Origin of the sequence: Mycobacterium celatum (assembly GCF_002101595.1) — a bacterium.
In the GTDB taxonomy this organism is placed as follows: Bacteria; Actinomycetota; Actinomycetes; order Mycobacteriales; family Mycobacteriaceae; genus Mycobacterium; species Mycobacterium celatum.
In genome coordinates, this window is sequence record NZ_LQOM01000015.1 from 26844 (window position 1) to 49051 (window position 22208).

15 protein-coding genes and 1 pseudogene are annotated in these 22208 nt (G+C 68.0%); 10 read left to right on the forward strand and 6 right to left on the reverse strand.

Features of this window, described 5'->3' with window-relative positions:
* Positions 1 to 347 precede the first annotated feature (347 nt).
* The 5 genes from lysX (at position 348) to AWB95_RS03515 (ending at position 6603) form a co-directional block, all read left to right on the forward strand.
* Positions 348 to 3662 (forward strand): bifunctional lysylphosphatidylglycerol synthetase/lysine--tRNA ligase LysX, encoded by a 3315-nt coding sequence (gene lysX, locus AWB95_RS03495; protein WP_084707442.1) that lies wholly within the window; start codon positions 348 to 350, stop codon positions 3660 to 3662.
* A 50-nt stretch (positions 3663 to 3712) separates the two neighbouring features.
* A complete protein-coding gene (locus AWB95_RS03500) occupies positions 3713 to 5137 on the forward strand; it encodes an alpha/beta hydrolase (RefSeq protein ID WP_099539710.1) in 1425 nt (474 codons plus the stop codon).
* 220 nt (positions 5138 to 5357) lie between these two features.
* Complete coding sequence (locus AWB95_RS23580; RefSeq protein ID WP_232315554.1) at positions 5358 to 5570, forward strand: hypothetical protein; 213 nt, start codon at positions 5358 to 5360, stop codon at positions 5568 to 5570.
* A gap of 2 nt (positions 5571 to 5572) precedes the next feature.
* Positions 5573 to 5797: a hypothetical protein gene (locus AWB95_RS03510; RefSeq protein ID WP_062539041.1), complete on the forward strand. Its 225-nt coding sequence runs from the start codon at positions 5573 to 5575 to the stop codon at positions 5795 to 5797.
* Positions 5794 to 6603, forward strand: coding sequence for a DNA glycosylase AlkZ-like family protein (locus AWB95_RS03515; protein WP_062539042.1), 810 nt, complete (start codon positions 5794 to 5796; stop codon positions 6601 to 6603). Before AWB95_RS03510 ends, AWB95_RS03515 begins: the two co-directional genes overlap by 4 nt.
* Here the strand turns inward: AWB95_RS03515 and uvrA are convergent.
* Positions 6593 to 9493, reverse strand: a complete 2901-nt coding sequence (gene uvrA / locus AWB95_RS03520) for an excinuclease ABC subunit UvrA (protein WP_062539043.1) — start codon at positions 9491 to 9493, stop codon at positions 6593 to 6595. The genes AWB95_RS03515 and uvrA overlap by 11 nt on opposite strands.
* Before the next feature lie 47 nt (positions 9494 to 9540).
* Between uvrA and AWB95_RS03525 the strand changes: the two genes are divergently transcribed.
* Genes AWB95_RS03525 through lnt form a run of 3 tightly spaced genes read left to right on the forward strand, consistent with a single transcriptional unit; the run spans position 9541 to position 13238 of the window.
* The gene (locus AWB95_RS03525; RefSeq protein ID WP_062539044.1) at positions 9541 to 10212 is read left to right on the forward strand and encodes an MBL fold metallo-hydrolase; all 672 of its coding nucleotides are present in this window, start codon (positions 9541 to 9543) and stop codon (positions 10210 to 10212) included.
* 42 nt (positions 10213 to 10254) lie between these two features.
* On the forward strand, positions 10255 to 11754 hold the full coding sequence (locus tag AWB95_RS03530) for an Hsp70 family protein (protein WP_062539045.1): 1500 nt from the start codon (positions 10255 to 10257) through the stop codon (positions 11752 to 11754).
* Positions 11751 to 13238: an apolipoprotein N-acyltransferase gene (gene lnt, locus AWB95_RS03535; RefSeq protein WP_085167657.1), complete on the forward strand. Its 1488-nt coding sequence runs from the start codon at positions 11751 to 11753 to the stop codon at positions 13236 to 13238. Before AWB95_RS03530 ends, lnt begins: the two co-directional genes overlap by 4 nt.
* Here the strand turns inward: lnt and AWB95_RS03540 are convergent.
* Positions 13191 to 13634 (reverse strand): universal stress protein, encoded by a 444-nt coding sequence (locus tag AWB95_RS03540; RefSeq protein ID WP_062538295.1) that lies wholly within the window; start codon positions 13632 to 13634, stop codon positions 13191 to 13193. The genes lnt and AWB95_RS03540 overlap by 48 nt on opposite strands.
* A 298-nt stretch (positions 13635 to 13932) precedes the next feature.
* Here AWB95_RS03540 and AWB95_RS03545 point away from each other — a divergent pair, with 298 nt between their 5' ends.
* The gene (locus tag AWB95_RS03545) at positions 13933 to 15498 is read left to right on the forward strand and encodes a mannosyltransferase (protein ID WP_062538296.1); all 1566 of its coding nucleotides are present in this window, start codon (positions 13933 to 13935) and stop codon (positions 15496 to 15498) included.
* 21 nt (positions 15499 to 15519) lie between these two features.
* Here AWB95_RS03545 and AWB95_RS03550 read toward each other — a convergent pair whose 3' ends face one another.
* Genes AWB95_RS03550 through uvrB form a run of 3 tightly spaced genes read right to left on the reverse strand, consistent with a single transcriptional unit; the run spans position 15520 to position 19970 of the window.
* Positions 15520 to 16389 (reverse strand): SCO6745 family protein, encoded by an 870-nt coding sequence (locus AWB95_RS03550; protein ID WP_062538297.1) that lies wholly within the window; start codon positions 16387 to 16389, stop codon positions 15520 to 15522.
* A 9-nt stretch (positions 16390 to 16398) separates the two neighbouring features.
* Positions 16399 to 17805, reverse strand: coding sequence for an MFS transporter (locus AWB95_RS03555; protein ID WP_180276022.1), 1407 nt, complete (start codon positions 17803 to 17805; stop codon positions 16399 to 16401).
* Positions 17802 to 19970: an excinuclease ABC subunit UvrB gene (gene uvrB / locus AWB95_RS03560; RefSeq protein ID WP_062538298.1), complete on the reverse strand. Its 2169-nt coding sequence runs from the start codon at positions 19968 to 19970 to the stop codon at positions 17802 to 17804. Before uvrB ends, AWB95_RS03555 begins: the two co-directional genes overlap by 4 nt.
* Before the next feature lie 111 nt (positions 19971 to 20081).
* Between uvrB and AWB95_RS03565 the strand changes: the two genes are divergently transcribed.
* Positions 20082 to 20522 carry a ribonuclease FAU-1 family protein gene (locus AWB95_RS03565; RefSeq protein ID WP_169714632.1) on the forward strand — a complete coding sequence of 147 codons (441 nt, stop codon included), beginning with the start codon at positions 20082 to 20084 and terminating at the stop codon, positions 20520 to 20522.
* On the opposite strand, the pseudogene AWB95_RS03570 reads toward AWB95_RS03565, so the two are convergent.
* A pseudogene (locus AWB95_RS03570) lies at positions 20519 to 21933 on the reverse strand (cytochrome P450). The gene AWB95_RS03565 and the pseudogene AWB95_RS03570 sit on opposite strands and share 4 nt — an antisense overlap.
* Positions 21934 to 22208 lie beyond the last annotated feature (275 nt).

Consider the following 22208-nt stretch of genomic DNA (forward strand, 5'->3'; position numbering starts at 1 on the left):
CTGGGTTCGTTGTTCTCGGTCGCGGCCGACCCGTGTAGGAGATCCAGCGGGCGAAACACCACGCCACCAGCAAAAAAGCCCTGCGTAAGCAGGGCCCAGTGCCGACCGGTCGCGGACCCCTCACGGGGCCGAGCCGCCTGCGTTGTCCGCAGAACCGGCACCGCAAGGTGCCGGTGACCGGACCGTTGAGCCGATCTGGCCAACGGTGGGAGTGGGACTCCACTTGCTGTCCCTGGCGTTCGCCGGGACGGTCGCGTAGCCAAGTCTAGCAGTGCCGATGCGTCAACCCGACATGCGCGGCTTGCTGCGCAGGCGATTCGGAGTCTGAGGGAATATCCTCGCGGTCTGTGACACTCACTGTGCACCGCTCCAAGAGCCGGCCAGCCTCGCGCTATCACTGGGTCCCCGCCGCCGCAGGCTGGACCGTCGGTGTGATCTCGACCTTGTCGCTGCTGGCCAGTGTGTCGCCGTTGGTGCGGTGGGCCATCAAGGTGCCCCGCGAATTCATCAACGACTACCTTTTCAACTTCCCCGACACCAGCTTCGCCTGGTCGTTCGTGCTGGCGCTGCTGGCCGCCGCGCTGACCGCACGCAAACGCATCGCCTGGTGGCTGCTGGTGCTCAACCTGCTTCTTGCCGCCGGATGGAACATCGCCGACTTGACGACACCGGACAAGAGCGCGGTGGAGACCATCGGGGAGAACGTCGGTCTGGCCGTGCACCTGTCCGCGATCGCCCTGCTGGTGTTGGCCTACCGGGAGTTCTGGGCCAAAGTTCGCCGCGGCGCGCTCCTCAAGGCGGCGGTCACGCTGGTCGCCGGGTGGGCGGTCGGGATTGCGCTGGCCTGGGGGCTGGTCGAACTCTTTCCCGGATCGCTCAAACACGACGACCGGTTCTTCTACGTGGTCGACCGCGTCGTCGGGTTCGCGCTGGCCGGCCAGGGTTCGTTCACGGGCAGACCGCACATCTTCCTCAACGACCTGTTCGGGTTGTTCGGCGGTCTGGCGCTGATCATCGCCGCGATCGTGCTGTTCCGCTCCCAGCGCGCCGAGAACGCGCTGACCGGAGAAGACGAGTCGGCCATCCGCGGACTGCTCGAGTTGTGGGGCAAGAACGATTCGCTGGGCTACTTCGCCACCCGCCGGGACAAGTCGGTGATCTTCGCGCCCAGTGGCCGTGCAGCGATTACCTATCGCGTCGAGGTCGGCGTCTGCCTGGCCAGCGGCGACCCGGTGGGCGACCCGAGGGCGTGGCCCCAAGTCATCGACGAGTGGCTGCAACTGTGCCAGACCTACGGCTGGGCACCCGGCGTCATGGGCGCCAGTTCCCAAGCGGCCAAAGCGTTTCGGGAAGTAGGCCTCAACGCGCTGGAGTTGGGCGACGAGGCGATCCTGCACACCGCTGACTTCAAACTGTCCGGCCCCGACATGCGTGCGGTGCGCCAGGCGGTGACACGGGCGCGCCGGGCGGGGCTGTCGGTGCGCATCCGCCGGCACCGCGACATTTCCGCCGACGAGATGGCGCAGTTGATCAAGTGCGCGGATGCCTGGCGGGACACCGAGACCGAGCGGGGCTTCTCGATGGCCTTGGGCCGACTCGGCGACCCCGCCGACGGTGACTGTCTGCTGGTCGAGGCGCTGCACCAGCACGACCGGGTGGTGGCGATGCTCTCGCTGGTGCCGTGGGGACAAACCGGGGTTTCGCTCGATTTGATGCGGCGTTCGCCGCAGTCGCCGAACGGCACCATCGAGCTGATGGTCAGCGAGCTCGCACTGAACGCCGAACACCTTGGCATCAACCGTATTTCACTGAACTTCGCGATGTTCCGCTCCGCGTTCGAGCAGGGCGCCCAGCTCGGAGCCGGCCCGGTTGCCCGGTTGTGGCGCGGCTTGCTGGTGTTCTTCTCCCGCTGGTGGCAGTTGGAGACGCTGTACCGCTCGAACATGAAATACCAACCCGAGTGGCTGCCCCGCTACGCGTGCTACGAAGAGGCCCGGCTGATCCCGCGGGTCGGAGTGGCGTCGGTGATCGCCGAAGGCTTTCTGGTGCTGCCGTTTTCGCGGCGCAACGAGCAGCACACCGGCCATCATCCGTCCGTGCCGCCGGTCCTGGTGGAAACCGGGCTGCTGCACCACGACGGCTCGACGCCGGATGTCTCCAGCCTGCGCAAGGTCGAGGCGTCGGACGTCGACGCGCCCCGCCGGCGGCTGCCCGAACAGATGCGAGTCCGGCTTGCAAAACTGAAGAAGTTGCAGGACAGCGGTATTGACGCTTATCCGGTGGGGCAACCGCCGAGTCATACGATCGCCCAGGCATTGGACGTCGAGGATCAGAGCACCGTGTCGGTGTCCGGCCGGGTGCTGCGGATCCGCGACTTCGGCGGTGTGCTGTTCGCGGTGTTGCGGGACTGGTCGGCCGAAATGCAGCTGCTGCTCGACAATTCGGTCCTCGAGCAAGGCCGAGCCGGGGACTTCACCACGGCGATCGACCTCGGCGACCTGGTCGAGGTGACCGGGCAGATGGGTTTCTCCAAGACCGGGACCCGGTCGCTGATCGTGCTGCGCTGGCGGTTGATCGGAAAGTGTCTGCGTCCGCTGCCCAACAAATGGACCGGCCTGGCCGACCCGGAAGCGCGGGTGCGCAGCCGCTACGTGGACCTGGCGATCAACGCAGACTCCCGTGAACTGATAACGGCCCGCAGCAGCGTACTGCGCGCGATTCGGGAGACGTTGACCGCCAAGGGTTTTCTCGAAGTCGAAACACCGATATTGCAGCAAGTCCACGGCGGCGCCACCGCGCGCCCCTTCGTCACGCACATCAACACCTACGACCTGGATCTGTACCTGCGTATCGCGCCGGAGCTGTACCTGAAGCGGCTGTGTGTCGGTGGCGTGGAGCGAGTATTCGAACTGGGCCGCGCATTTCGCAACGAAGGTGTCGACTTCAGCCACAACCCGGAGTTCACTCTGCTGGAGGCCTACCAGGCGCACGCCGACTACCTGACGTGGGTGGACGGTTGCCGGGAGCTGATTCAGGCCGCGGCCGAAGCCGCCAACGGCGCACCGGTGGTGATGCGGCCGCGTTCAGACGGCGGGCTGGAACCGGTCGACATTTCCGGCGTATGGCCGGTCAAGACCGTGCACGAGGCGGTGTCCGAGGCGCTCGGCGAGCAGGTCGATACCGGCACCGAACTGGTCAAGCTGCGCAAGCTGTCCGACGCGGCGGGAATCCCCTACCTGCCCCGATGGGATGCCGGCGCGGTGGTGCTGGAGCTCTACGAACATCTCGTTGAGGCAAAAACCGGGCAACCGACGTTCTACACCGACTTTCCGACCTCCGTGTCGCCGTTGACCCGACGGCATCGCAGCAAGCCAGGTGTCGCCGAACGCTGGGACCTCGTGGCGTGGGGTATCGAGCTGGGAACCGCGTACAGCGAGCTGACCGACCCGGTGGAGCAGCGGCGACGCCTGCAGGCACAGTCTCTGCTGGCGGCAGGCGGCGACCCGGAAGCGATGGAGCTCGACGAGGACTTCCTGCAGGCCATGGAATACGCGATGCCGCCGACCGGCGGGCTGGGCATGGGGGTCGACCGCGTCGTCATGCTGATCACCGGGCGCAGCATCCGCGAAACGCTGCCCTTCCCACTGGCAAAGCCCCGTTAAGGCCGCGTTTCACAGCTAGCCATCAGAAACACCGGTCAGGATGAGTCACAATGGATTTTGTGACAGCTTCGACGACCAGCGTCGCCGCACCGCTGCTGGTCGGCCACCACACATCGTTGATGCACGGCTGGGTGCCGCTCGCGGTGCAGGCCGCCGCCGCGGTCGCGCTGGCGCTGGCCATCGGGTGGCGGTCGCGTCGTTGGCGTCTGGTGTGGCTGCCGGTGGCCGCCGCGGTGGGTGTCGCGGCGACGTGCTGGGCGTACTGGTACATCGCCGACGACGGTCTGGCCGGCGAGCCGGCGCCGCGCACGCTGTGGATGTGGATCGCGCTGACCGGCGCGGCCGCCGCCGTGCTGACGCTGGGCTGGCGAAGCGCACGCTGGTGGCGTCGCGGCGCATCGGTGGCTGCGGTACCGCTGTGCCTTCTGAGTTCGGCGCTGGCGCTCAACGGCTGGGTCGGCTATTTCCCGACCGTGCAGACCGCGTGGAACCAGCTCGCCGCTGGCCCGTTGCCCGATCAGACTGACGCGGCGGCCGTTACGGCGATGGCCGCCAAGGGCGCCCAGCCGCCGCGCGGCAGCGTGGTGCCGGTGACGATCCCCGCCGACGCGTCACACTTCAAGCACCGCGGTGAGCTAGTGTATCTACCGCCGGCATGGTTCGCCGAACCACGGCCGGCGCTGCCGACGGTGATGATGATCGGCGGCGAGTTCAACACCCCCGCCGACTGGCTGCGGGCCGGCAACGCTGTAAAGACCGTCGACGACTTCGCGGCCGCGCACGGCGGCAGCGCGCCGGTGCTGGTGTTCGTGGATTCCGGCGGCGCGTTCAACAACGACACCGAGTGCGTCAACGGCAGCCGGGGTAATGCCGCCGACCATTTGACCAAAGACGTTGTGCCCTTCATGGTTTCTCGGTTCGGCGTCAGCCCCGACCGCTCGAAATGGGGCATCGTGGGCTGGTCGATGGGTGGCACGTGCGCGGTCGACCTGACCGTGATGCATCCCGAGGAGTTCAGCGCATTCGTCGACATCGCCGGCGATCTGGGCCCCAACTCGGGAACCAAGGCGCAGACGATCGCCCGCCTGTTCGGCGGGGATGCGGCGGCCTGGGCGGCGTTCGATCCGACTCAGGTGATCACCAAACACGGCCGCTATCACGGGGTTTCGGGCTGGTTCGCGGTCAATTCCACGCCGCGTCGCGCCGTCACCGCGGTCGGCACCGGTACTCCCGGAGCCGATGATCGGGGCACCAATCCCAATGGCACCGCGGCGGCCGCCGAATCGCTGTGCACGCTCGGGCGGGCCCAGGGCATCGACTGTGCAGTGGTCGCCCAGCCCGGTAAACATGACTGGCCCTTCGCCGACCGGGTGTTCACAGCCGCGCTGCCGTGGTTGGCCGGCCAGCTGGGCACCCCCGAGGCGCCACGGATTCCGTTGCAGGCGGTGGCCGCTCCGCTCCCCGCCAACAGGTAACCCACGGCCGATGTCACCGATCGCACGTATTCGCCGCGCGATATTCGCACGGCACTGCAATCCAGGGAGCGCGTGGACGCGCCGGGCCAGCACGCCGCTGGTGCTGGTGCCGGTGTGGACGCGACGGTGAAGTCACGCGGCGATACTCGTTGTCTGGCTGGCGATCAACCCGGTCGCCTTCGGTAAGCCCGCCAACCACCGGAATTGGGCCACCCGCGCGATGCTCGGCGAGGAAGCGGGGATTACCAACCGTCCGAAGGACTCCGCCGCGGCGGTCAGCGTCGTGACGTCCGTCGCGGCCGTCATCGCACTCTCGGCGGCGCGTCGGCATCGGCTCGCCGCAGCGGCGGTCGCCACCGCGGTACAGATGGCGCTGACACTCGTGTACTGGCAGCAGATGAATCGTTATCTGGATCGCACGGGTAGCATGTAGCCATGCCCGACGAGCCGGATACCGGATACGACGACTCCGGTGTCCCGACGTTCGAGTCGGTCCGCGAGAAGCTCGAGTCGCGGTACGGAACCTCCTCGGGCGCCGCCGAATTGGATGCCGAGACTGTGGAAGGCCGCAGCGTCGAGGAGCAGTACCGCGCTCGGCAACAGGCGGCTGCCGGGCGGTTGGCCGAGATCCGCCAATCGATGCATGAGGATGACCGCTGAGAAGCTTCAGTGTCGCAGAGCGGCGGAACCGCTTGGCGCGCAGGCATTTCCTGTTGACTAAGAGTTCTGAATCAGTAGCGGCGATCACCGGCGCGCTGGTGGGTCTACATGCTACCGATCCGGCCACACCGTATTTATCGCTGTGGGCGCGCATACCAGGCTTCGTCACCGGCGACCTCGATACCGAGCTGTATCAGCAGCGTTCTGTGGTCAAGCATCTGGCGATGCGCCGCACACTGTGGGTGGTCAACGCCGAAGACCTCGCGATGATTCAGCCGGCCGCCAGCGATCGAGTCGCGGCCAACGAGCGTCGTCGGCTCGTCGCCGATGTGCAAAAAGCCGGTGTCGCCCAAGATGGCGAAGGCTGGCTCGATGCGGCCTGCGCGGCGGTGCTGCGGCACCTGGCCGAGATTGGCGCCGAGGCAGTGGATCTGCACGGCAGTCCGGGCTTCGCGCTGGCTGACGACCTCGATCCCGAACCGGACACCGAACCGTGGTGCGCGCTGCTGCCCGGACTCGACCCCACCACGATGGGCTGGTCTCAGCGCGACTGGTATCTCGGCGGCCATCGCGAGCAGGTCTTCGACAGGAACGGCAACGCCGGTCCGACAGCATGGTGGCACGGCCGGGTGGTGGGCGGCTGGTCGCAGGATGCCGACGGCCGGGTTCAGCTGCAGCTTTTGGAAGATCCCGGCCGTGACGGGCGGCGGGCTCTGTCCAAGCGGGCCGATGTGCTGACCACCTGGCTGGACGGTGTGCGGATCCCCCCGCGCTTCCCCTCGCCGCTGTCGAAGGCTAGGCGCTGACCCGTCTCCGGCCGGGCTTCCGGGACCGGACGGGCGGCACACCGAGCGTCTCGGCCAGGAACTTGCCGGTGTAGCTTTCCGGCACGGCCGCAACATCTTCCGGGGTACCCTCGGCGACGACGGTGCCGCCTTCGGCGCCACCCTCGGGACCCAGGTCGATGATCCAATCCGACGTCTTGATCACGTCCAGGTTGTGCTCGATGACGATCACCGTATTGCCCTTGTCGACAAGACCATTGAGCACATTGAGTAGTTTGCGGATGTCGTCGAAGTGCAGGCCGGTGGTGGGCTCGTCGAGGATGTAAACCGTGCGGCCGGTGGAACGCTTCTGCAGTTCGGAGGCGAGCTTCACCCGCTGCGCCTCGCCGCCGGACAGCGTCGGCGCCGGCTGCCCGAGCCGCACATAGCCCAGCCCCACGTCGACCAGCGTGCGCAGATAACGGTGGATGCCGGTGATCGGCTCGAAGAACTCCGCCGCCTCCTCGATCGACATGTCCAGCACCTCGGAGATGGTCTTGCCCTTGTAGTGCACCTCGAGGGTTTCCCGGTTGTAACGCGCACCGTGGCACACCTCGCACGGCACATACACATCCGGCAGGAAGTTCATCTCGATCTTGATGGTGCCGTCACCCGAACAGGCTTCGCAGCGGCCGCCTTTGACGTTGAACGAGAACCGACCCGGCTGGTAACCACGCACCTTGGCCTCCGTGGTGGCGGCGAACAGCGTGCGGATCTTGTCGAACACCCCGGTGTAGGTGGCCGGGTTGGACCGCGGGGTACGTCCGATCGGCGACTGGTCAACCCGCACCAACTTGTCGACGTGGTCGAGGCCGGTGACCCGGGTGTGCCGGCCCGGCACCTGGCGGGCGCCGTTGAGCTTGTTGGCGAGCACCGCGGCCAGGATGTCGTTGACCAGCGTCGACTTTCCGGAACCGGACACCCCGGTCACCGAGGTCAGCACCCCGAGCGGGAACGCGACGTCGATCTCACGCAGGTTGTGTTCGCGCGCCCCGACCACCGTCAGCCGCCGGCGCTTGTCGACCGGCCGCCGGATCGCCGGCGTCTCAATGCTTTCCGCACCGGACAGGTAGGCACCGGTGATCGAGTTCTTGTTGCGCAGCAACTCGTCGTAGGTCCCGCTGTGCACGATCTGCCCGCCGTGCTCACCGGCGGCCGGGCCGATGTCGACGATCCAGTCGGCATGAGCAATGGTGTCCTGATCGTGCTCGACCACGATCAGCGTGTTGCCCAAATCCCTTAGCCGGGTGAGAGTTTCGATGAGCCGACGGTTGTCGCGCTGGTGCAGGCCGATCGACGGCTCGTCGAGCACGTAGAGCACGCCGACCAGCCCCGAGCCGATCTGGGTGGCCAACCGGATGCGCTGCGCCTCGCCGCCGGACAGCGTGGCCGCGGCCCGCGACAGCGACAGGTACTCCAGCCCGACGTCGAGCAGAAAGCCCAGCCGCGACTGGATTTCTTTGAGCACTTGCCCGGCGATGGCCTGTTCGCGCGGGCCGAGGGTCAGCGCATTCAAAAAGTCCGAGCAGTCCGAGATCGACAGCTCGCAGACCTCGGCGATGGATTTCTTGCCGCGCTTCCCCGCCAGCGTCACCGCAAGAATCTCCGGCTTGAGCCGTGTCCCCTCGCACTCCGGGCACGGCACGTCGCGCATGAAGCCCTCGTAGCGCTCCTTCATCATCTCGGACTCGGTCTGGTCCATCTTGCGTTGCAGGAACGCCAGCACGCCTTCGAAGTCGGCGTAGTAGGAGCGGGTGCGCCCGTACCGGTTGCGGTAGCGCACGTGCACCTGCTCGTCACAGCCCTCCAGGATCGCCTTGCGGGCCTTGGCCGGCAGTTTGCGCCACGGGGTGTCGACGTCGAAGCCCATCGACTCGCCGAGGCCGGCCATCATCCGGGTGAAGTACTCCGCGGTGTGGCCCATCGACCACGGCGCCACCGCGCCTTCGGCCAGGGTGAGCTCCGGGTCAGGGACAACCAGGTCGGGGTCGACCTCCTTGCGGATGCCCAGGCCGCTGCACTCCGGGCAGGCGCCATAGGGTGAGTTGAACGAAAACGACCGCGGCTCAAGGTCGTCCACGCCCAGGGAATGCCCGTTGGGGCAGGCCAGCTTCTCGGAGAACCGCTGTTCGCGGTTGTGCGCGTCGTGTTCGTGGTCGACGAACTCCAGCACGACGATGCCGTCGGCCAGATTTAGCGCGGTCTCCACCGAATCGGTGAGCCGCTGCTTGGCGCTGGACTTGACGGTCAGCCGGTCGACCACGACCTCGATGTCGTGCTTCTCCTGCTTCTTCAGCTTCGGCGGGTCGGTCAGCGGATGCACGACGCCGTCGACCCGGACCCGGCTGTAGCCCTGGCTGTTGAGCTTCTCGAACAGGTCGACGAACTCGCCCTTGCGGGTGCGCACCACCGGCGCCAGCACCTGGAAGCGGGTGCCCTCCGGCATGGCCAGCACCTGGTCGACGATTTGCTGCGGGGTCTGGCGGGCGATGCGATGCCCGCAGACCGGGCAGTGCGGGGTGCCAGCCCGGGCGTACAACAGCCGCAGGTAGTCGTAGACCTCGGTGATGGTGCCGACGGTCGACCGCGGGTTGCGGTTGGTCGACTTCTGGTCGATGGACACTGCCGGGGAGAGGCCCTCGATGAAGTCGACGTCGGGCTTGTCCATCTGGCCGAGGAATTGGCGGGCGTATGCCGACAGCGATTCCACGTAGCGCCGCTGCCCCTCGGCGAAGATCGTGTCGAACGCCAGCGAAGACTTCCCGGACCCGGACAGGCCGGTGAAGACGATCAACGCGTCGCGCGGCAAATCAAGATCGACGCTGCGCAGGTTGTGCTCACGCGCACCTTTGACGATCAGCCGGTCACTCATCGTTTCCCATGCTAGGTGTCGGTACCGACAGCAGTACCGTGGCGCCTATGAAGATCGTCGACGACAACTACACCGGACACGTGGAGCCGGGCACCGCCGCACGGCGGACCCTGCCCGGCGCGACGATAGTGAAGGCGTCGGTCGGCCCGATGGACAACAACGCCTACCTGGTGACGTGTGCCCAAACCGGGGAAACCCTGCTGATCGACGCCGCCAACGACGCCGACCTACTCATCGACCTGGTGCGACGCTCCGCGCCGAAGGTGTCGCTGATCGTCACCAGCCACCAGCACTTCGACCACTGGCAGGCGCTGCAAGCACTGGCCGAGGCAACTGGCGCCCCCACCGCCGCGCACGAAATCGACGCCGAGGCGCTGCCGGTCAAGCCGGACCGGCTGCTCAAGGGCGGCGACACCGTGCAAGTCGGAAACATGTCGTTCGATGTCATCCACCTGCGCGGCCACACGCCCGGCTCGATCGCGCTGGCCCTCGACGGGGTCGGCGACGCCACCCAGTTGTTCACCGGCGACTGCCTGTTTCCCGGCGGAGTCGGAAAGACATGGCAGCCCGGCGATTTCGAGCAGCTGCTCGACGACGTCACCACGCGGGTATTCGACGTCTACGACGATTCGACCGTCGTCTATCCCGGCCACGGCGACGACACCACGCTGGGCGCCGAACGACCCCACCTGGGCGAGTGGAAGACGCGCGGCTGGTAATCAACCACGCGAAACGCGCTGCAGCGCCTAAGCTTAAGCGCGATGAGGGTGGGTATCGACTTCGGCACAACGCACACGGTCGCGGCGGTCGTCGACCGCGGCAACTACCCCGTGGCGTCGTTCGACGGGTCGGACACCTGGCCGTCGCTCATCGCCGCCAACGAGGACGGCGAACTGCGCTTCGGTTTGGATGCGGCCGCGGTGCGCCACCAGCCCGGCTGGTCGGTGCTGCGCTCGTTCAAGCGGCTGCTCGGCGACGCCGGGCCCCGTACCACGGTCGAGCTGGCCGGGCGCCGCTACCGGCTTGCCGACCTGTTCGCCGGCTTTCTGACCCAGCTGAAAACGGATCTGCAGCACCGCTCCAACGTCGACCTAACACCGGGCGAGCGGATCGAGGCCGCAATCAGCGTCCCGGCCAACGCATCGAGCGCCCAACGCTTCTTGACCCTCGATGCATTCGCGCAGGCGGGCTTCGAGGTCATCGCGCTGCTCAACGAGCCGTCGGCGGCGGGCTTCGAGTATGCCCACCGCTACCGCTCGACGATCACCGCCAAGCGCGAGTATGTACTGATCTACGACCTCGGCGGCGGAACCTTCGACGCATCGCTGTTGAAGATGACCGGCCAGCTCAACGAGGTCGTCACCAGCGAGGGCATCCAGCGCCTCGGCGGCGACGACTTCGACGAGGCAATCCTCGAGCTCGTCCGCAACGGCGCCACACTCCACCGGCTGGACGCCGCCGCCCGAGACCTGCTGCTCGAGGAGTGCACCAGCCGCAAGGAGGCAGTCGGCCCGAACACCCGTCGCTTCCTGGTCGATCTCGAGGCGGTCGGCAAGCCGCCGTTCTCCTGCCCGATCGACGACGTGTACGCGGCCTGCGCGCCGCTGGTCGACAAGACCATGACGGCCCTGTCGCACGTGCTGGAGACCCTCGACTGGTCGGAGGTGGCCGGCATCTACGTGGTGGGCGGGGCGGGCAGCTTCCCGCTGGTCGCCCGCATGCTGCGCGCGGCGTTCGACGAGAAGCGCGTCAAACGCTCACCGCACCCGTTCGCCGCGACCGCGATCGGCCTCGCCGCCTTCCTCGACAAGGAAGCGGGATTCGTGCTGTCCGACCGTCTTTCGCGACATTTCGGCGTCTTTCGTGAGGCGCACGCCGGCGAAGATGTCAGCTTCGACCCGATCGTGTCGAAGGGCGTCCAGCTGCCCACCGACGGCCAGCCGCCGCTCGTCGTCACGCGCAGCTACCGCGCGGCGCACAACATCGGGCACTTCCGGTTCGTGGAGTGCAGCCGGCTGCGCGACGGCCACCCCGACGGCGACGTCACCCCCTACGATCCGGTCTTCTTCCCGTTCGACCCGGAGCTCGACGACGAACCCGACCTGTGGCGCCGGCCGGTCAGTCGGCGCGACGATGGACCCGACGTCGAGGAGCGCTACGTCGTCACACCGGGCGGCGCCGTCGAAGTCACCCTCACCACGCGGCCGGACCGGGTGACGCGGACGTTCCGGCTGGCGCGCCACGGCCTCGCCAGCGCGTGAGACTCCGCCGGCGCCTGCCCGGCTGGGCGGCGGCGCTGGTTGCCGGTGCGTTGCCGGCGCTCGCCTTCCCGGCGCCGTCCTGGTGGTGGCTGGCCTGGTTTGCGCTGGTGCCGCTGCTGCTCGTCGTGCGCGCCGCGCCGACGGCGGTCGACGCCGCCGTCCGGGCGTGGTGTGGCCTGGCCGGCTACGTGGTGAGCACCCAATACTGGCTGCTGCCGACGAGTGGGCTGGCGCTGGTGTTGCTGGCCGCCGGGGTGGGCGCGTTGTGGCTGCCGTGGGGCTGGGCGGCCCACCGGCTGTTGTCGCGATCGCCGCTCGCCGCGGCGCTCGTCCTACCCAGTGCGTGGGTGGCGGGCGAGGCGGTGCGGTCCTTGCCCGGTCTGGGCGGTCCGTGGGCTGCGCTGGGCGCCTCGCAGTGGAACCAGCCCGCGACGGCGGCCTCGGCGGCCGTCGGCGGCATGTGGCTGACAAGCTTCCTGATCGTCGCGGTGAACACGGCGATCGCCGGTGTGATTCTGCAGCGGCGCCGCGCGGTCCCCCTGGTCACGGCAGTGTGCGCAGGCCTCGGCCCAGCCTGGTTCGTGCTGGGGCCGGCGCCTACGGCGGGCGCGACGGCACGGGTGGCGCTGGTGCAGCCGGGTGTCGTCGACTACTCCGCCGCCCGGCAAGCAGCCTCCGAAGCGTTGACCGCAACGCTGGCGGACCGGCACCTTGACCTCGTCGTCTGGGGCGAGAGCAGCGTCGGTGCCGATCCGGCCACCCACCCCGACGTGGCGCGGCGGCTGACCGAACTGTCCCGGCGGGTCGGCGCCTACCTGCTGGTCAACGTCGACGCCCCCGCTCCGGGCGGCGGGATCTACAAGTCATCGGTGTTGGTCGGGCCCACCGGATTGCTGGGTTTCTACCGCAAGACCCGGCTGGTGCCGTTCGGCGAGTACGTGCCGCTGCGCCCGATGCTCGGCTGGTTCACCCGCCACACCAAGGCTGCCGGCGAGGACCGGCGTCGCGGCGACGGACCGGTGGTGCTGCACGCCGGCTCACTCGCACTCGGGCCGTTGATCAGTTTCGAAGCGGTCTTCCCCGACCTCCCGCGCCGCGAGGTTCAACGCGGCGCCGAGCTGCTCGCCTACCAGACGTCGACGTCGACGTTTCAGGGCAGCTGGGCCCAGCCGCAGTTGGCGGCGACGGTGGCGATGCGCGCGATCGAAGTGGGCCATCCGGCGGTGCATGCCGGATTGTCCGGCGACAGCGCGGTTTTCGACGCGCGCGGCCGGATACTCGCCTGGCGTTCGTCGAGCTATCGCGGTGTGGTCGTCGTCGACGTTCCGCTCGGATCGAACATCACTGTGTACCAACGGCTGGGCGATTGGCTGCCGACATTGGCATTTGCGATCCTCGCCGGCGCCGGAGTCGTGGCTATCGTGCGGTCGCGCGGCTCAAGGAGTGGTGTGCACGATCAACACGTCGACCTTGGCCCGCCGTGAAACGTTGGCCGGCACCGATCCCAGGAGCCGGCCGGCGATCGTGCTCAAGCCGACGTTTCCGACCACCAGCAGGTCGGCGTTGACTTCTTCGGCGAGGCCGACCAGCGCATCGACCGGAGCTCCGACGACCGACCGTTCCTCGATGTTCTTGGCGCCCGCGGCCTGAGCGCGATCCTTCGCCTCGCGCAGAATCGCGTAAATCGGGGCGCTGCCCGACACCTTGTAGCTTTCGTCCTTCAAGACGTCGGCGGCTCGCGGGTCCTCGTGCTGGGGCAGGTACGCCGTGGCGATGATCAGCTTCGCGTCCGCCCCGGCGATGTTGCCTGCCCGGTCGACCGCGCGCAGCGATGAGTCCGAGCCGTCGGTTCCCACCACCACGGTCCGATAGGCGCTCATTTACCCTCCCAGGTGTCGGTTGCTACGCCAACCCAAGACAGTATCGCTTTGCCGGATGCCAGGGTTGGATTTGCGACACACCACACGGGCGGCGACGGCCGGTGCGTCCCCGCCAATGCGCAGCCCGCGGTCCGCGGTTCGGCGCCTGATGCGGTCGACGGGCACCCGGTGTGACTGGGATACCCTGCCTACCAGGGTATTTCACTGGATGGCGCCGCTGCCGGCCGCGTCGGAGTGGTTGAGGACCGCCGCTATTGGTAATGAGGTTCACCACAGGAGCTTTACAGTGTCAGGCATTATGGCTGCCCCGATAGTCGACGAGCCCGCGGCCACGGTCGCCACGAGCGGTCCATGCCCGCGACCCCGCGGCCGGGTCCTCGACCCGCTGGTGATTGCTGTGCTGGCGGCCGTGCTCAGCGGCGCCGCGGCCGGCCGGCCGTCGTTGTGGTTCGACGAGGGCGCGACGATTTCGGCATCGGCGAGCCGGTCGCTGACCCAACTGTGGCGGCTGCTGGGACATATCGACGCCGTGCACGGCCTGTATTACCTGCTGATGCACGGCTGGTTCGCGGTGTTCCCGCCGACCGAATTCTGGTCGCGGGTGCCGAGCGCCCTGGCGGTGGGCGCGGCCGCCGCGGGTGTGGTGGTCTTCACCAGGCAGTTCTCGCCGCGCAGCACCGCGGTGTGCGCGGGCATCGTCTTCGCGATGTTGCCGCGGGTGACGTGGGCCGGAATCGAAGCCCGCCCTTATGCACTCGAAGCGACTGCCGCCGTGTGGCTGACGGTCTTGTTCGTGGTGTCGGCGCGACGCAACCGGCCGTGGCTGTGGCTGCTCTACATGCTGGCGTTAATGCTGTCGATTCTGTTGAGCATCAACCTGTCGCTGCTGGTGCTGGTCTACGCCGCGGCGCAGCCGCTGCTCGCGCGCGGGAAGTCTGCCGTCATCTGGTGGGCAGCCACCTCACTGGCCGCGCTGGCGCTCATGGCGCCGTTCATGGTGTTCGCCCACAGCCAGGTCTGGCAGGTCAAGTGGATCACGACGCTAAGGCGAAACCTGTTCCTAGACGTCGTACATCGCCAATATTTCGACCACAGCGTCCCCTTCGCCATTCTCGCCGGCGTGGTGATACTCGTGGCCATCACGGCTCGGCTGGCCGGCCGCGCTTCCCCAGTGGGCGATACGCGCCGCCTGCTGATCATCTGCGTCGCCTGGATCGTCCTGCCCACCGGCGTGATCCTGATCTACTCGGCGTTCGGCGAACCGATCTACTACCCGCGTTACCTGATCCTTACCGCGCCGGCCGCGGCCGTCGTGCTGGCCGTCTGCATCGTCATGATCGCCCGCAAGCCGTGGGCGGTCGCCGGCGTGCTGATCCTGTTCGCGGCGGCCGCGTTCCCGAATTACCTTTTCACCCAACGCGGCCCGTATGCGAAAGAGGGCTGGGACTACAGCCAGGTCGCCGACGTCGTCGCCGCTCACGCGTCGCCCGGCGACTGCCTGCTTGTCGACAACACCGTGCACTGGTTGCCCGGCCCGATCCGCGCCCTGCTGGCGACCCGGCCGGCAGCCTTCGCGCCGTTGGCCGACGTCGAACGCGGCGCCTACGGACCCGATCACGGCACGCTGTGGGACGGCCACGTCGCGGTGTGGCTGGTGTTGCCACGGTTGGACAAATGCACCAAGGTGTGGACGATTTCGAGTCGCGACAAGACACTGCCCGACCACCAGAGCGGCGGATCACTGGCGCCGGGCCCGCTGTTGGGACATGCGCCCGCCTATCAGTTCGCCGGCGAACTGGGATTCCACATCGTCGAGCGCTGGCAGTTCCATTACTCGCAGGTGACGAAGTCTGTTCGGGGCTAGCGGCGGGTCGCCGCCATCGGTCTAGCGGGCCTGGCCGTGCCGTGGGCCGAATACCCCGGCCGGGAAGACGCCCGCAGCCCGGACGGCCTCGCGGATCGTAGCCGCGAAGCCGATCAGCTCGTCGGCCTCGTCCGCCGACAGGGCCCGCCACGGCGCATATCCCAGCTCGTCGGTGAGATCTTCGATTTTGGAGCGGAGTTCGGTGCCGGCCGGTGTCAACTCACCTGCAGCGTGCATAATCCCGCGCGCAATGAGGTTCTCGGTGACCGCATTCCACTCGTCTGCACTCCACCCGCGCAACCGCCGAGCGGATTCGGCGCTGAAACCGATCCCCGTTGCGGTGTGCGTGATCAACGCCTCCAGCCCACTGAGCCCCTCGGACACCAGGACGGCGATATGGCCGTCGCCGCGGTACTCACGCAACAGCGTGATCGCGTGCCATAGCTGGACGACGGGTACGTCCGGCCACGGTAATTCGGCGTGGCCGGCGTACAGCGGCCGGCCGTCGCCGTTCGGGATCGACTCGGCGACACGGCGCAGCAGCGACGCGGCCCGGGCCAATTCCGTTGACCCGCTGAGCTGTTCACCGAGCACCCGGGGCAGCGCCGTCGCGACGATCTCGTAACGAACCCGCGTCACCGTCTCCGGCGACGCCAGCTCCCAGGCGGCCGGAATCGCACCGGCCACCAGCCGCGGGTTGAAGTTATAGAACGTCGCCGCAACAACATTCGCCGACACGGCGCCCATCGGCGCCGAACGGCCGGCGAAATAATGGGTTCGGGGTTCCAGGCCGAGTTCGCCGAACTTCTCGTTGGCGTCCGGCCGGAAGTAGACCAGCGAGTGCAGGGCGTCCAGGGAGCGGGTCAGCCGTCCGGCGGCGAAGGCGTCCACGGAACGACCCTAACTCTGCCCGCGAGTGGCCCGGTAGGAGGCCAGAACGCTGAGAGCCGCCAGCACCGCGAACACCGCGAACAGCCAGCGGGCCGCCATGACCGCCCCGCCCTCGGCGCTGTTGACCACCACACCGGCCAGTCCCGCGCCGAATGCTCCGGAGATCAGCTGCACGACGTTGATCGCGGCCGCCGCCTCGCCGCCTTCACCCGGGTCGTCGACGCAGTTCATCGCCCACGCCGACAGGTGCGGCCAGGCCACCCCGATCCCGGTTCCGGTGATCAGCAACGCGAATGCCCAGAGTGCGACGACGCCGAGCGGCGCGTTGTCGACTTGGGTGACCGCGCCCAGCGCAAGGCCGACAGCCATGACCAGCGGCGCGGCCGCGACCACCCTCCTAACAACGCGTGCACTGCTCAGCGATGCGCTGACGATCTCGCTGACGGTCCAGCCGACCGCCAGCGCCGCCCCCAGAAAACCCGCGACCACCGGAGTCAGGTGGGCCAGCCGCTGACCGAATAGCGGCACGTACATGTCGACCATCGCTGCGGCCATCAGCAACGCCAGGGTCAGGTAGATCCACTTCAGCGGCCCGGACCCGAATGCGCTGGGCGGCAAGACCGCTGCCGACACGCGCCGATCGACGACCAGGAACAGCCCGGCCAGCAGCAGGCTTGCCGCGAGCAGCCCGGTCGTGGCGACGTTGCTGTGCGGAACCTGTGCGACGCTGACCGCCAGCGCGGCAGTGCCGAGCAGCAACAGCGACCACACCGGCACCTTGAGCGCCGGCGGGACGTCGCTCCGGTCGACCCGGCCCGCGGACAGCACGACCGGGACCAGCAGCCCCATCGCTGCGGTCAGCGCAGCCATCGCGCCGAACGCCCAGCGCCACATCCCAAACTGGGCGAAAAAGCCGCCCATCGCCGGCCCCACCACCGTCGCGACTCCCCACATGGCCGACACCAGCGCCGAAGCCCGGGTCCACAACTCACGCGGCAGCGCGGCGTTGATCACCGCATAGCCCAAACCGGCCAGCAGCCCGCCGGCCGCGCCCTGCAGCGTCCGGCCCGCCACCAGGATTTCCATGCTCGGGGCCGCCGCGCACACCACGCTGCCGATCGCGAACACCGCCAATCCCAGCAGATACGACAAGCGGGCCCCGACCCGCTGCAGCGCGGCGTAGACCGTGGTGGCCGCGACCACCGAACCCACTAGGTACAGCGTCGTCACCCAGGCGTAGAGCCGCTCGCCGCCGATGTCGGCGACCGTGCTGGGCAGCAGGCTGATTGTCAGGAACTCGTTGGTGGCGTACAGCGCCACCCCGCCGGCCAGCAGCGTGGACGTGGCCAGGTAGCGGCGACCGAGTAACGCACCCCAACTGCCGGTGGCGGCGGTGGTGCTGGTCGCCTCCGTCACTTCAGGCCGGCGGCGTCCATACCGCGCAGTTCCTTCTTCAGGTCGGCGATCTCGTCGCGGAACCGCGCGGCCAGTTCGAACTGCAGATCACGAGCGGCGGCCATCATCTGCGCGGTCAGATCCTTGATCAGGTCGGCCAATTCGGCCCGCGGCATGTTGGTCGTGTCGCGGCCTTCGAAGATTCCCGCGCTGACCGTCCGGCCCGGCTCACCCTGGGCCCGCCGGCCGCGGGACACACTGCGCCCGGAACCCAGCTCGACGGTCTCGCTGTCGTCGGCCTCGGTGTACACCCGGTCGAGGATGTCGGCGATCTTCTTGCGCAGCGGCTTGGGGTCGATGCCGTGTTCCTCGTTGAAGGCGATTTGCTTGGCCCGGCGCCGCTCGGTTTCGTCGATGGCCTCTTTCATCGAATCGGTGACCGTGTCGGCGTAGAGGTGCACCTCGCCGGACACGTTGCGGGCGGCGCGGCCGATGGTCTGGATCAGGCTGCGCGTCGAGCGCAGGAAGCCCTCCTTGTCGGCATCGAGGATGGCGACCAGCGACACCTCGGGCAGGTCCAGGCCCTCGCGCAGCAGGTTGATGCCCACCAGCACGTCGAACTCGCCGAGCCGCAGCTGGCGCAGCAGTTCGACCCGCCGCAGGGTGTCCACCTCGGAATGCAGGTAGCGCACCCGGATGCCCATCTCCAGCAGGTAGTCGGTGAGGTCCTCGGCCATCTTCTTGGTGAGCGTCGTCACCAGCACTCGCTCGTCGGCCTCGGCGCGTTTGCGGATCTCCCCGATCAGGTCGTCGATCTGGCCTTTGGTCGGCTTGACCACCACCTTGGGGTCCACCAGGCCGGTCGGGCGGATCACCTGTTCGACGAACTCGCCGCCGGTCTGGCTGAGCTCATACGGGCCCGGGGTGGCCGACAGGTACACCGTCTGCCCGATCCGCGACGCGAACTCCTCCCAGGTCAGCGGGCGGTTGTCGCAGGCCGACGGCAGCCGGAAGCCGTACTCGACCAGGTTGCGTTTACGCGACATGTCGCCCTCGTACATGCCGCCGATCTGCGGCACGGTGACATGCGACTCGTCGATGACGAGCAGGAAGTCCTCCGGGAAGTAGTCCAGCAAAGTGGCGGGTGGCGAGCCCGGCCCGCGACCGTCGATGTGTCTCGAGTAGTTCTCGATGCCCGAGCAGAACCCGACCTGGCGCATCATCTCGATGTCGTAGTTGGTGCGCATCCGCAGCCGCTGAGCCTCCAGCAGCTTGCCCTGGCCCTCCAGTTCGGCCAGCCGCTCGGCCAGCTCCTGCTCGATGGTGGAGATCGCGTGGGCCATCCGCTCCGGGCCGGCGACGTAGTGGGTGGCCGGGAAGATCCGCAGCGAGTCCACCCGGCGGATCACCTCACCGGTCAGCGGATGCAGGTAGTAGAGCGCCTCGACCTCGTCGCCGAAGTATTCGATGCGGACGGCCAGTTCCTCGTACGACGGGATGATCTCCACGGTGTCACCGCGGACGCGGAACGAGCCGCGGGTGAACGACAGGTCGTTGCGGGTGTACTGCACGTCGACCAGCAGCCGCAGCAGCGCATCCCGCGGCACCTCCTCGCCCACCCGCAGCTCGACTGACCGGTCCAGGTAGGACTGCGGGGTGCCCAGACCGTAAATGCACGACACCGACGCGACCACCACCACGTCGCGCCGCGACAGCAGCGCCGACGTCGCGGAGTGCCTTAGCCGCTCCACGTCGTCGTTGATCGAGCTGTCCTTCTCGATGTAGGTGTCGGTCTGCGCAATGTACGCCTCGGGCTGGTAGTAGTCGTAGTACGACACGAAGTACTCAACAGCGTTGTGCGGCAACATCTCCCGCAACTCATTGGCCATCTGCGCGGCCAGCGTCTTGTTCGGCTCCATGACCAGGGTGGGCCGCTGCAGCCGCTCGATCAGCCACGCGGTGGTAGCCGACTTGCCGGTGCCCGTGGCGCCGAGCAGCACCACATCCTTCTCCCCCGCCTTGATGCGGCGCTCGAGCTCGTCGATGGCGGCTGGCTGGTCGCCGGCCGGGTCGTGCGGGCTGACCACCTCGAAGCGGCCACCGGCGCGCACCAACCCTTCCACGTCCTCTGCGGCAGGCCGGTATTCCGAGTGCGCGACAACCGGATGCTCGGTAGCGAAAGCCATGTTCACAGAGTAGGCCGGGCCACCGACGGGCCTAAGCTGTCTTGTATCCATCCGCCGAAGCACGAGACGTTCGACCTGGTAGCCCGCACCAACACCGATCCGAAGGGCATCGTGCGGGCCGTCGACGAGTACACGGTGCAGCCCTGGGGCCTGTACATGGCCCGCCGGGCGCCGGGCCGCAAACAGTTCCACTACCTGCAGTCGTGGCTACTGCCGTCGCTGGGCCTGCGGGCCACGGTGTTCCACTTCAACCCCGGCCACGAACGTGACTACGACTACTACCTCGACGTCGGCGAATACACGCCCGGGCCGACGGCGTGGCGCTCCGAGGACCATTACCTCGACCTCGAGGTCCGAACCGGCACCGGAGTACAGCTCGCCGACGTCAACGAGCTACTGGTGGCGGTACGGCATCACCTGCTGTCCCCGGAATCGGCCGAGCTGGCGGTGCACCGCGCGGCCGACGCCGTCGACGGCCTGGCCCGGCACGGCTACGACCTGCAGCGCTGGCTGGCGAGCAAGGGGATGGAGCTGAGCTGGCGGGCAGCCTAGTGGGCGACCGGCGCCGAGTCCGGCCGACAGCGTCTGCGCGGCAGGAGTTTGAAGCCACGCGGTTGGAGGGTGGCGGATTCGGCGACCTGCAGCCGGTAGGTGTCCGAGGGTGTCAGTTGGTAGCGGTGCAGGACAAGCCCGAGTGTCAGCACAGTTTCGTGCAACGCGAACTGCCGGCCGATGCAGGCCCGTTGCCCGGTCCCGAACGGCCTGTACGCATGCGGGGGGCGTGTTTTCGCCTCCCCGGGGGCGAACCGGTCGGGATCGAACCGGTTGGGGTCGCGCCGCGCCACACCTGTGGATCGCGGTGCAACAGTGGTAGCACCACCGCCGCCCAGTCGCCCCGGTTCATCCGGTACCGGCCGGCGAGCATCGTGTCGGCGCGGGCGGCCCGCCGGTAACCGGGCACCGTCGGCCGTAGCCGCAGCGCTTCGTCCAGCGCCGCGCGTACATACCGCAACTTCGGAATGTCGGTGAAGGTGGGCTGGGGGTCGTCGGCGTGGCCCCACAGTGCGTCCACCTCCGCTTGGGCCCGCGCCAGGGCCTGCCGGTCCCTGGTGAGGTAGTACAGCGCGAACGATAGTGCGCCCGAGGTGGTCTCGTGGCCGGCGATCATAAAAGTGATGATCTGCTGGCGGATGTTGACTGGGTCCAGGCGGCGGCCGGTCTCGGGGTGCGCGGTGTGCAGCATCAGGCCCAGCAGGTCGGGCGGATCAGATGCCGCGCCGTTGCGGCGTGCCGCGATGACGTCGTCGACGACGCGCTCTATCAGAGCGACGTCCGCACGATGCTGTCGGGCGGAGCCCGCGAGCACCCGGCGCACCGGTGCTAGCGGCGGGTCTGCCGATAAGTTGGCGTAGCGCAGGGAACGGGTCATGGCGGTGACGAACGGATGCGGGCGGTCGCGGTCGAAAGAGGCGAACCGGTAACCGAATCCGGCGCGCCCGATGGTCTCCAGCGTCAACCGCGTCATGTCGGCGCTGACGTCGACCCGCTCCATCCGGTCGGCGGCGGCGTCCCAGCGGCCCAGCAATTCGCGGGCCACGTCCAGCATGACCGCGTGGTAGCCGCGCATCGCCTCCCGGGTGAACGCCGGCGCCAGGATGTCGTGCGCCAGCTGCCAATTCGGCTCGTCGTTCGCGGCGGTGACCAGCGCGTCACCGACTATCCGGCGCAGCGGCAGGAGACGTCCCACGTGCTTACTGAAGCGCGTCTCGTCATTCAATTCGGCTGCCAGGTCGGCCCCACCCACCAGGACCAGCTCGGTGCCCAACAGTTTCACGGCCGAGATCGGTCCCAGGCCGCGCACCATCCGCGACGCCGACAGCACAGGGCTGCGGGGATTGATACCCAGCACATCGCCCAATAGCGGCAGGCGGTGGGGTGGGTGTGGAATCGCGAGAATGTCCACCGCGGACCTCCTGGCTGATCAATCCGATTCAATCTCCCCAGCATGCAGGATGCCCGACGCTTGCGACGGGACCGCAGAAAGCGCAGGTTTGCAGTATGCACTCGTTGCCAGCTGGTCGCGTCCCGTCGTGAACGAGTTGCCCCGCGGGATTCGTAGCGCCCTGCCCGACGAGCCAGGTCCCCGACTGGTCGCCCTTCACCCGGGGGCTTACCTCGCGAGCGCGAAACCCGTTGGGTGCGTTTGGAACTCATTGTCGATGTGGGGTTCAGCCGCGT